Raw genomic sequence first — 11,841 nt, forward strand, 5'->3', positions numbered from 1 at the left:
TTAAACTAGGGCAAAGCACAATGAAATTATTTGCCCTTTCAAAGGTCTTATCAATACATTAATCATTCGGACAAAATATGAAATATTGGACAAAAATCAGCCTAGGCTTATTGGCAACCTTTGGCATAGCTGGCGCTCATGCAGTGGAAAAACCAAGTGAACAAAGTTATCAAACGGTAAAAACCAAACTGCAAAGAACCTTAGGCATGCAAATTAGTTCAATTGGTGACGCACCAGTAGCAGGGTTGTTGCAAGTGTTAACTGATAAAGGCTTATTTTACACTAGCCAAGATGGCAAATATTTGTTGCAAGCCAGAATTTATAATCTAGACGAAGGCATGCGTAACGAAACAGAAGAAGCCTTAAGTGATGTTCGTTTAAGCGGTTTAAAAGAATTTGAAGATACGGTAATTGAATACAAAGCTGATAAAGAAAAATACGTAGTGAGTATTTTTACCGATATCACCTGTGGTTACTGTCGAAAGTTACACAATCAAATGGATGAATATAACAAGCTAGGGATTACTGTACGTTATTTGGCTTTCCCTCGCGGTGGCATGTATAGTCGCTCATATGACGACATGGTGTCAGTTTGGTGTGCCGATGACAAACAAGGGGCTATGGATAAGGCTAAAGCAGGTGGTTCGGTGGCGAATAAAAGCTGTTCGACTAAGGTGGCTGAACAATACGCTTTTGGTCAGAAGATTGGAGTAAATGGTACGCCCAATATTATTATGCCAAATGGTTCAGTTATTCCAGGATACCAGCCTCCCAAACAACTTGAGCAAGCACTTAAAGCTATTTTATAAGCTGCCTTATCTTGTTATCTTAAGCCTGTAATTTTACAGGCTTTTTTGTTTAAGCTTTATTTAAGAGAAAATACACAGTGCAAATCATTCGTCGAACTCGTCAAAACTGTGACCACCTGCCGCAATCTCTGCATCCTCGATTAAGACAAATTTATGCTGATAGAGAGATACGCGATGCCGCGCAATTAGAGCGAAGTGCTAAAGCATTATTACATTATCAGGATTTACAAGGGCTGGAAGGGGCGGTTAATTTACTTATTCAAGCTATAAGCAACAATCAAAAAATTGTCATAGTTGGGGATTTTGATGCGGATGGCGCCACTAGTACCGCCCTAAGTATGATGGCCTTAAAAGCCATGGGTGCCACACAGCTAGATTATTTAGTACCCAATAGATTTGATTTTGGTTATGGGTTAAGCCCAGAAATAGTAGAAGTGGCAGCCCAACAACAAGCTCAAGTGATCATGACTGTGGATAATGGCATTGCCTGCTTTGCTGGTGTAGAAAAAGCCAAAGCATTAGGCATCACTGTGATCATTACAGATCATCACTTAGCCGCTGAATCTCTGCCAATAGCGGATGCCATAGTCAATCCCAACCAACCTGGCTGTGAGTTTTTGTCTAAAAACCTAGCAGGGGTTGGGGTGGCTTTTTATTTAATGTTGGCATTGCGGGCCAAGCTTAAAGCCCAAAATTGGTTTAGTGAACAAGGGTTGGCAGAGCCCAATTTGGCCGACTTATTAGATGTAGTGGCCTTAGGTACAGTGGCCGATGTGGTGCCACTAGATGAAAACAACCGCATTCTAGTGCACCAAGGCTTGCAAAGGATCCGCAGCAATAAATGCCGTCCAGGTATTCGCGCAATCTTAGAGGTGGCAGGGCGCGATAGTAGCCGCCTAGTGGCAGCTGATTTAGGTTTTGTGGTGGGGCCAAGACTCAATGCCGCAGGCCGCTTAGACGACATGTCTTTGGGCATAGAATGTTTGATGACTCAAGATCCTGCCAGAGCCAGACAAATAGCAGTGCAATTAGACAGCCTTAACCGAGAAAGGCGCGAAATTGAAGGCTCAATGCAACAAGAAGCGATCAAGGCCCTAGAACAAACAGACTTTAACCAAAAGGCCTTGCCATATGGCTTAGTTTTATATCAACCCGATTACCATCAAGGGGTCATAGGTATATTAGCCGGGCGCATTAAAGATAAATACTTTAGGCCCACTATAGCCTTTGCACATCAAGATGATGAGGTGTTAAAAGGTTCTGCTCGTTCAATTCCAGGCTTGCATATTCGCGACTTGCTCGAAGAGCTTAACAATCGTTACCCAGATATTATTAATAAATTTGGTGGGCATGCTATGGCCGCGGGCCTGAGTTTGCCGGTAGATAAGCTAGCCGCCTTCGAACAGGTGTTTAATCAACTGGCTGAAGAAAGTTTAAAAGATAAACCTCTTGCAGGTGAATTAATCACAGATGGCGAATTAGCTGCAGAAGATTTTAGCCTAAGCTTTGCACAATGTTTAAAAGACGCTGGGCCTTGGGGGCAAGGTTTTCCTGAACCATTATTTGATGGAGAGTTTGAATTATTAGAACAGCGGCTGGTGGGAGCAAAACACCTTAAAATGATGGTAAAACACCCCAGCGGAACCTTGATAGATGCCATTGCCTTTAACGTAGATTTGTCAGCTTGGCCAAACTCTCAATGTCGACAAGTACAATTAGCCTATAAGTTAGACATTAATGAATTTCGTGGTCGCACTAGTTTGCAACTAATGGTGGAGGGGTTAGTGGCAGTGTAAGCGCTAAACCTAGCTCTGGGCTAGCCCAATAAGTTGCATTTTATTGGGCTAAGCCAGTCAATTTATTTATGTCATATGGGATCAGTGCTAAACTAGTTTTTTTCTAACAACTAACTAGTGCTTATGGCAAAAAAATCAGATGTAGAAAAACTACTGGATAAACATGACAACCTCACGCATTCAGAAGAAATGGCGGTTGTGTCACATGTTCAGCGCAAAGACGACGATTGGTTTATGAATACCTTAATGGTGGAAGGCACAGACGTACCTTTTAAATTTCGACGTCGAAAAGTCTATAAAAACTTAACTGGTGCCAGAGTGAATCTGACCTACTACCCTATGACCGAAGAAATAGCCGGCATGGAGTTTGAGGCGATGAAAGTGGTACGTATTAAAGTTAGTTAATTAACCAATAATTTTATAAGGGTTAGCGCTTGGTTGTTGAGCAGTTGAGCGGTTTTGTATTGCATAGGCGTTTTTACCGCGAAACCAGCTTTTTAACCGATTTATTCACCTTAGAATTAGGCAAGGTCAGTGCCGTTGCCAAAGGTGTGCGCGGCACTAAAAACGATAAAAAAAGCCTATTGCAAGCCTTTCAACCTTTAAGGATAACCCTTTCAGGTAAGCACGAGTTACGTAATCTTAATCAGTTAGAATCTAATGGGGCTAGTATAGCTTTACAGGGACATCAGCTATTTTCTGCTATGTATTTAAACGAATTGTTAAATCGTTTATTGCCTAAAGAAGTGCCGCATCCTGAACTGTTTGAAAGTTATCAAGCCTGTTTATTATGGTTATCACAAGGGCGAGATATTGAACCATGCTTGCGCCAGTTTGAATTGGCCTTATTGCAAGACCTAGGATATGGCATCGATTTCTCTCATGAGTATGATACCGGCATAGCAGTTCAACCTGAGCATTATTATTGTTTAGTGTTAGAAAATGGGATTAAACGTATTGATAAAGCCGCTTTAGGTAGCAATAAATATCAGGGTGAGGCTTTATTAAAGGTGCATCAACAAGAGTGGACTAGTGCAAGTTTAGCTTGTGCTAAACGCTTAACCCGAATGGCATTAGCGCCACTTTTGGGGCATAAACCACTAAAAAGCCGAGAGTTATTTCAACAAACTTGGTCAGGTACTAAGTTAGCAAAAGATGAGAACGCACAATGAAAGAGATTTTATTAGGGGTGAATATTGACCACATTGCCACTTTACGCAATGCCAGAGGTACCCAATACCCTGATCCAGTGCACGCAGCTGAAATTGCTGAACGAGCTGGTGCAGATGGTATTACCATTCATTTACGTGAAGACAGACGCCATATTACCGACAGAGATGTGCGGCTTTTAAAAGAAACCATTCAAACCCGCATGAATCTCGAAATGGCTGTGACTGAAGAAATGTTACTTATAGCTGAGCAAGTTAAACCTGAGTTTTGTTGCTTAGTGCCAGAAAAGCGCGAAGAACTCACCACTGAAGGTGGCTTAGATGTAGCTGGCAATCAAACCCGTATTAATAGCGCTTGTGGACGATTAGCCGCTGCTGGCATTTTAGTGTCTTTGTTTATCGATGCAGATAAAAAACAAATTGATGCAGCAGTAGAAGCCCAAGCGCCTTTTATTGAAATTCATACTGGCCAATATGCCGAGGCCAAAAGCGCACAAGAGCAACAAGAGCAATTGCAGATATTGCGTGAAGGCATTGCCTATGCTCATGCAAAAGGCTTAAAGGTTAATGCCGGACACGGACTGCATTATCACAATGTGCAAGCCATTGCCGCCATTGAGCACCTGTATGAATTAAACATTGGCCACGCCATAATTGCGCGTGCGGCTTTTGATGGCTTACATCAGGCCGTCTCTGATATGCGCGCTATTATGCAACAAGCCAGACGTTAGTTATTATGGCGATTAAAGGCTTAGGTACAGACATAGTGGAAATTGCGCGTATTGCCAAGCAGTTGTCTCGTTCACAAAAATTGGCAGAACGGGTATTAACTCAAAATGAATGGCAAAGCTTTATTCAGCATAATTTTCCAGAACGCTTTTTAGCTAAGCGCTTTGCCGCCAAAGAAGCCGCAGTTAAAGCCTTAGGTACAGGTATAGGACAAGGGATTAGCTTTCAACAGGTAGAAGTGGTCAACTTAGAGTCGGGCCAGCCAACTTTAGTGTTCTCTGGCAAGTTTGCCCAATTGTGTGAAAGCTTACAAATTAATGGCAGTTTTATCTCGATTTCAGATGAACAACATTATGCCATGGCAACAGTAGTGTTAACCTCAGAATAACTCGAAACTAGCACCAAATTGGCTCATGCGTGCACTAAATTAGGGGTGAAGAAAGCTAAGGGTTAAGCTAATCCCTCTAAGGTTAAAGGTTTGTCTAGGTGGCAATGTTGGCGCGTATTGTGAAAGTGAAGTAGCAATCCAAGCATTGCAGCACTTAGGATAGTGTTTAGGTGCCAAGCATAAAGCGGCTAGTGACAGCTTATTTAGGAAAAATTAAATGGTTTCAATTCGTACAGTGCATGAAAAGCAGCGCCCACCTTTTGATGAGTGGTTGGCTGGGCTGAACTTGCCTGAAACAAGCAAGCAAAAATTGCGCGACCTGTCAGATACGCCAGAGATCTTGTTGATTGGACAAGAAATGGTGGAAATCCTGCACGAATTACATATGGACGACGAAACCCTACAAGCGGCGTTAATTTATCCCTATTGCGAACAGCATGAATTAACTGAAGAGCAAATCACTGAGGCATTTGGGGCTGATATTCAAAAACTCATTGTTGGGGTAAGGCGCATGGACGCCATAAAAACCTTACAAACCCACAATCTCAGTAAAAAGAAAAATCAAGAAGCGCAAATTGATAATGTGCGGCGCATGATTTTAGCCATGGTTGAAGACGTGCGAGCCGTAGTGTTAAAGCTCGCAGAGCGGATCTGTACTTTGCAACAAGTAAAACATGCAGACGAAGAAACCCGGGTGTTGGTGGCGCGAGAATGTGCCAATATCTATGCCCCTTTAGCAAACCGCTTAGGCATAGGACAACTCAAGTGGGAGTTGGAAGATCATTCATTTCGATATTTGCATCCCAACACTTACAAACAAATTGCTCAACTATTAGATGAAAAACGCACCGACCGAGAGCAATACATAGAAGACTTTGTTGCAGAGTTGCAAGAGGTGTTAGACAGCCAAAATATTCAGGCCAAAGTATATGGACGCCCCAAACATATCTATAGCATTTGGAAAAAAATGCAAAACAAACACCTGAATTTTGAGCAGTTATACGATATTAGAGCCGTGCGTATTATCGCCGAGCGTTTACAAGATTGTTATGCCGCGCTTGGGGTAGTCCACGCTAATTGGCAGCATATACCCAAAGAATTTGATGATTATATTGCCACCCCTAAGCCTAATGGATATCAATCTATCCATACTGTGGCTTTGGGTAAACAAGGCAAAACCATAGAAATTCAAATTCGAACGGCCAAAATGCATCAAGACGCTGAGTTAGGTGTAGCAGCCCATTGGCGCTACAAAGAAGGCGGCGCCAGTAGTCGTTCTGGTTACGAAGAGCGCATTAACTGGCTTAGAAAAATTCTGCTGTGGCAAGAAGAAGTCTCAGACAGTGGCGATTTAGTTGAAGAGTTGCGCAGTCAGGTGTTTGACGACAGGGTTTATGTCTTTACTCCTAAAGGCGACGTAGTGGATTTACCTGTGGGCTCTACGCCATTAGATTTTGCCTATTATGTTCACAGTAACGTAGGTCACAGATGCATTGGGGCTAAAATAGGCGGACGCATTGTGCCTTTTACCTATCAATTACAAACTGGCGATCAGGTAGAAATTCTCACGGGCAAACACTCTAACCCTAGTCGAGATTGGATGCATCCTGGGCTAGGTTATGTGTATTCATCGCGCGCCCGGGCAAAAATTCAAACTTACTTTAAAAAACAAGATAAAGATAAAAATCAAGTTGCCGGCAAAGAGTTATTAGACAGAGAGCTAGGTAAAATTAATTTAGAGTCAAAATTAGCCGCAGAAGCCATAGAGCGCTTTAACATGCAATGTCTTGAAGATCTTTATGCGGCAATTGGTGGCGGTGATATTCGTTTGATGCAAGTGGTCAATTACTTACAACAAAAATATTGCCCTGAGCCTGAATTAAAACTGACCCCTAAAAAGCCTCAATCTGCCAACCTCTGCCTGGTGAAGAGATCACTGGTTATATCACTCAAGGGCGAGGGATCAGTGTGCACAGGCAAGATTGCGAACAGCTGAGTAATTTATTAGATCAACACCCAGAAAGGCAAATTGAAGTAAACTGGGCGAGTAATTTACAAGCCGCGTTTCAAACTAAAATACTGATCCAAACTGAAGATAGAGACGGCATTATTCGCGACATTACCACAGTATTGGCCAACGAGTCTGTCACTTTGTTAGGGGTAAACAGCAGCACAGACATTAAATCACGAACGGCCAAAATAGAATTACAGTTAGAAGTGAAAAACCTGACATTATTAGCCAAAGCCATTAGTCGCTTACAGTTAATTAAAGGCGTGATAGATGTGTTTAAGGTGGCCCACTAAGTGTCAATTCAAGCGGATCCATCTTCTCAATTGGCACGTTTGCTTAATATTATGCAAAAACTTAGGGATCCCGAGTTGGGCTGCCCTTGGGATTTAGCCCAAGATTTTGCCAGCATAGTGCCGCATACCATAGAAGAAACCTACGAATTAGCTGAAGCCATTTTAGCTAAGGACATGCCAGAGGTGAAAGATGAGCTGGGGGATCTATTGTTCCAAGTGGTGTTTTATGCACAGTTGGCAAAAGAGCAACAGCAATTTGATTTTGAAGATATCGCCCAATCCATTAGCGATAAATTAGTTAGGCGTCACCCCCATGTATTTACCGGGGCTGATACAAAAAACACCGATGCATTAAATCAGCAATGGGATAAGATCAAACAACAAGAGCGTCGCGCTGCAGGTAAGGCAGAAGATAGCAGTATCTTGGCCAATATTCCCAATGGTTTAACGCCATTGTTAAAAGCGCAAAAAATTCAGAAAAAATGTGCCCAAGTGGGCTTTGATTGGAACGAGCTGGCCCCAGTTGTGGCCAAAATTCATGAAGAAGTGGATGAAGTCTTGGCTGAGATCCATGCGCCCGAGCCTAATCAGCAAGCCATAGAAGAAGAAATAGGCGACCTACTCTTTGCCACAGTCAATTTAGCCAGACACACTCAAGTTAATGCCGAAACTGCCTTAATCAAAGCTAACCAAAAGTTTGAACAGAGGTTTAGGCAAGTTGAGCAACAGATCCAACAACAAGGTTTGAGTTTATCCAGTGCGACCTTAGAGCAAATGGAAGCGGCTTGGCAACAAGTTAAAGCGGGTAATAATCAGTAGATTGGTTTAGTGTTGGGCGTTGCTTGTGCTCAAAAGTATTGAGTTTCTTAGCTGGCTTACACAAAAAAAGGCAGAGCTAAAATAGCTCTGCCTTGGTTATTTAGGTTTTAGAATTAGATTAACTTGCGCTTTCGTAACAACACAGCCGCAAGCACTAAACTTAACCAGCCCAAACTACCGCCGCCGCTTGAAGGAGCTGCCGGAGTCGGAGTGGGGCTAGGTGTAGGGGTGACAGGTGGCGCTGGCTCTTCAAAGTTGACGTTTTTAACATAGCCTTTATCTTCGCCTTCAAAAACAGCCGGGTCTTTTCTGTAAGTCCAATTAATCACATTGGTTCCAGCTTCTAAGTCTAAACTGACTTGTTTAAAGGCTACTTCCCCTGAGATATATTCAATCAACTCGCCATTTACATATAAATACAAGGCATCGTATGGTTCATAGTCTTCGGCGTTTTCATCATCATCGGTATTCTTTTCAGATGAAACAGACCAATCAAAAGTAAAGACCCCTTCACCTTCAACTATGGCGGCAAATACACTTTCTTGTAAGTCTGCAGTATTACCACTGTCTACGCCCTCAGTATCATTAACAGCCCAACCTGTAGAGCCACCTGTACCACCAGTAAAGTAAGTGACCGCACTAGATTGATTACCGGCATTGGTAGCTAACTCAGCAGAAGCAGAGGTTAAGGTAGTGCCTGATACTTTAGCACTGGTAGTGGCAACCTCAGGGTTATCTGAGGTAATCAATATTTCAGCGCTTTCTTCATTGGCCAAAGTTGGGGTGTAAGTGACTTCAATTTGGCAGCTCGCCCCAGCCGCTAAAGAAGCACAATTGCTGGCGTCCACTGTAAAGGCTGCAGACCCATTCACTTGATAAGTTAAGCCTACCGCTAAGTCACTGTTGTTGCTTACGTCTAAAGCAACACTTTGAGTCACGCCTTCAAATCCCAAACCAAAATTATGCAGTTGAGTAATAGCTACGCCATTAGTGATAGCGTTAATCCAATCTTTAAAAGTTGACACACGAGTATAAACTCCAGGGTAGCCCGCTGCTGCACAACCTGCACCAAAGCTAACTATGCCCACTTGTTGCACCCCTGAACCTGTGTTGATCACTAATGGACCACCACTGTCACCTTGGCATGAACCTTTACCGCCTTCGGCCACGGCAGCACAGATCATATTGTCTGTTGGTGCTCTGTTAATCTTGGCTAGCTCATCTGCACACTGCTCATTGGTCATAAGGTTTAGATCTACCTGATGTAGAATGTCTGGAAAATCAGCAGTGGGGCCTTCATTTGGCTCATAGCCTAGTCTGCCGCCCCAGCCAGCTACGGTAGAAATACTATTTTCAGTGGCATATTGATTAGTGACTGACGCTTCAGCAATAGTTACGCCCTGAGTTTGTACACTAGTGGCCAATTCAACTATGGCTATGTCACTGTCTAATTGATCTGCATCCCAATCAGGGTGAATGTAAATATTGGCAATATCAATGGCATTTTCCGCGCCATCGCTTAAGTCGTATTCGCCAACATTCATTTTATATAAATAAGCAAACTCGTCGTCAACACAATGGGCTGCGGTTAATACCCATTTGTCACCAAGGAAAGAGGCGCCACATGCTGAGTCTTGTTGTAATTCACTGGTGGCACTAACAGACAAAGTCGCTGTGCTGCCCACTTGCTCTAAAATTAGTAAACCATCTGCGCGGGTAACGGCAACCACAGGGATAGTACCAGTGTAGTCGTCACCCATAGTGCCAGAAATGCTGCCTTCTTCGTTGTTGTAAATAATCGCGCCAATGCCGCCGCCCGCTTCACAATTGTCGGCCTTGGCAGAAAAGTTTATTTCGCCACGTTCAATTAAACACACTTTGCCTGTAGCGTCTGTGCAAGCCGCATCGCCTATACCACAATTCATTAATTCGCCACTGGCATCCCCAGCCGCGCCATTGGTAAAGGAATCTGTGTCGTAACTGGTATCACCTACTTGCAAGCTAGTGGCTACTGCTTCAAAGGTAAAGACATAAGCCGTCATAAAAGGCCAATCTGTTTGGTTGGCTTCTACACCACCCACAATTTTAGGGCTAATTGGGGAGGGGGCTGCCGGCGAAGAAGCAGCGAGCGCTGAACCTGCCATGGTTAAAAGGGCTGAGGCCAACCCAGTTTTTACTAAAGTGTCGAACATACATACTCCGAATGACAGTGTTGCCTAAACTAAATTTAGGCGCAGAGTCATTACTACGTTAAAGGAAGCGAATTAGATTGCTTTTTATGGTTTTATAAAAAAATATTTTTTTTGCTCTCAAACTTGCTTAGTTTTCCAATGCCCTTGGTTAAAAATAACAAAAGACAAAATAGCAATTAATAGTGACGCCAATGGGATAGCGATAAACACTCCCAAGGGGCCTAATTTAAGTATAACAGCAAGACTATAGGCTACGGGTATTTGAATTATCCAGTAACAAATTAAATTTATTATGGTTGGGGTCATGGTATCGCCAGCGCCATTAAAGGCTTGCATTAAGCTCATGCCAAGTGCGTAAAAGGCATAACCATAAGCAATCCACTCAAGGCATAAGCTGCCATAGCGAATAACTTCAATATCTTGCGTAAAGATGGCAATAATAGGTGCGCTAAACACATACAAAAGCACTGCAACTGCTGACATAAAATACAAATTATATTTAGTGATCACCCAAACCGATTGCTCGGCTCTTAAGGCTTGCTTGGCCCCTAAGTTTTGCCCCACTAAAGTTGCTGCTGCATTGCTTAAACCCCAGGCCGGCAATAGGGTAAACATCACAACTCTAATAGCTATGGTGTAACCAGCCACCGCATCGCTGCCAAATTGCGCTACTATGCGTACTAACAATACCCAGCTGGCGGTGGCAATTAAAAATTGTAATACCCCACCAAAAGAGACTTTTAACAACTGCCAAATAACCGTTAATTTAAGTTGTAATTGGTCTACCCAAATTTGAATTTTGCCACTCACTGCAAACAAGTGATAAAGCTGATATATCACCCCTATACTGCGACCAATAGTCGTTGCCACCGCAGCCCCAGTTAAGCCAAGCTCTGGGAAAGGACCTATGCCAAAAATTAGCAGCGGATCAAGCACTATATTTATGCCACTCGCCAACCATAAAGACTTCATGGCAATTTTGGCATCACCGGCACCGCGAAAAATCGCATTGAGTAAAAATAAATAAACTATGCTAACGCAACCTCCTAGCATAATAGCTGTGTAGCCTTGGCCCATCTCGGCAATAGATTGGGTGGCGCCCATTAGCAATAAAATGTCTAAGGCAAAAATACTGCCAGGCAGGCCAATGGCTAACGCCACACCTAAGCCAAGCCAAATGGTTTGCGCCGCCACTTGGTTGGCCCCTGCTATATCTTTTTCTCCTACTCTGCGCGCTACAGTGGCGGTTACCGCCATACCTAAGCCTATGGCTATGGCATACAATAAGGTGAGTACGGCTTCGGTGAGTCCCACTACAGACACAGCTTCAGGGCCCAAAGCCGAGACAAAAAATATGTCGGTAACCGCAAAAATCGACTCCATCATCATTTCTAAAACCATAGGCACTGACAACAAAAATGCGGCTTTGCCAATTGAACCTTGGGTTAAATCTGTTTGTGGATTTGAGCTAAGAGCTTGTTTAAATAAAGTAATAAATTGATTTTTATGTTGTTGTTCTTGCATTACAGAGTCCATGCACAGGGCAACTAACTACAACCAATAAAAGTCAGAAATGTTGTAAGTTAGGCGCAAGGTTTTAAGATGTTAGCAGGCAAGGCTAACTATTGCTGTAAC

At 43.1% G+C, this 11,841-nt stretch carries 9 protein-coding genes and 1 pseudogene; 8 read left to right on the forward strand and 2 right to left on the reverse strand.

Annotation, left to right across the window (positions count from 1 at the left end):
• Positions 1-77: 77 nt before the first annotated feature.
• From dsbC to mazG, 8 genes and pseudogenes are all read left to right on the forward strand, one after another.
• Positions 78-809: a bifunctional protein-disulfide isomerase/oxidoreductase DsbC gene (dsbC, locus tag ACVCDT_RS03490; RefSeq protein ID WP_447131367.1), complete on the forward strand. Its 732-nt coding sequence runs from the start codon at positions 78-80 to the stop codon at positions 807-809.
• A 77-nt stretch (positions 810-886) separates the two neighbouring features.
• Positions 887-2,605, forward strand: a complete 1,719-nt coding sequence (gene recJ / locus ACVCDT_RS03495) for a single-stranded-DNA-specific exonuclease RecJ (RefSeq protein ID WP_447131368.1) — start codon at positions 887-889, stop codon at positions 2,603-2,605.
• Positions 2,606-2,728: 123 nt separating this feature from the next.
• Complete coding sequence (locus ACVCDT_RS03500) at positions 2,729-3,010, forward strand: hypothetical protein (RefSeq protein ID WP_447131369.1); 282 nt, start codon at positions 2,729-2,731, stop codon at positions 3,008-3,010.
• Between the two features lie 29 nt (positions 3,011-3,039).
• Complete coding sequence (gene recO / locus ACVCDT_RS03505) at positions 3,040-3,777, forward strand: DNA repair protein RecO (RefSeq protein WP_447131370.1); 738 nt, start codon at positions 3,040-3,042, stop codon at positions 3,775-3,777.
• Complete coding sequence (pdxJ, locus tag ACVCDT_RS03510; RefSeq protein WP_447131371.1) at positions 3,774-4,505, forward strand: pyridoxine 5'-phosphate synthase; 732 nt, start codon at positions 3,774-3,776, stop codon at positions 4,503-4,505. Before recO ends, pdxJ begins: the two co-directional genes overlap by 4 nt.
• 5 nt (positions 4,506-4,510) lie before the next feature.
• On the forward strand, positions 4,511-4,891 hold the full coding sequence (gene acpS / locus ACVCDT_RS03515; protein ID WP_447131372.1) for a holo-ACP synthase: 381 nt from the start codon (positions 4,511-4,513) through the stop codon (positions 4,889-4,891).
• A gap of 217 nt (positions 4,892-5,108) precedes the next feature.
• Positions 5,109-7,195, forward strand: a pseudogene (relA, locus tag ACVCDT_RS03520) (GTP diphosphokinase).
• Positions 7,196-8,014, forward strand: a complete 819-nt coding sequence (gene mazG / locus ACVCDT_RS03525) for a nucleoside triphosphate pyrophosphohydrolase (protein WP_447131373.1) — start codon at positions 7,196-7,198, stop codon at positions 8,012-8,014.
• A 113-nt stretch (positions 8,015-8,127) separates the two neighbouring features.
• Here the strand turns inward: mazG and ACVCDT_RS03530 are convergent, their stop codons facing one another.
• Positions 8,128-10,206 carry a trypsin-like serine protease gene (locus tag ACVCDT_RS03530; RefSeq protein ID WP_447131374.1) on the reverse strand — a complete coding sequence of 693 codons (2,079 nt, stop codon included), beginning with the start codon at positions 10,204-10,206 and terminating at the stop codon, positions 8,128-8,130.
• A gap of 117 nt (positions 10,207-10,323) precedes the next feature.
• A complete protein-coding gene (locus tag ACVCDT_RS03535) occupies positions 10,324-11,730 on the reverse strand; it encodes an MATE family efflux transporter (protein WP_447131375.1) in 1,407 nt (468 codons plus the stop codon).
• Positions 11,731-11,841: the final 111 nt, after the last annotated feature.

It is taken from the genome of Paraglaciecola aestuariivivens, from assembly GCF_052983255.1.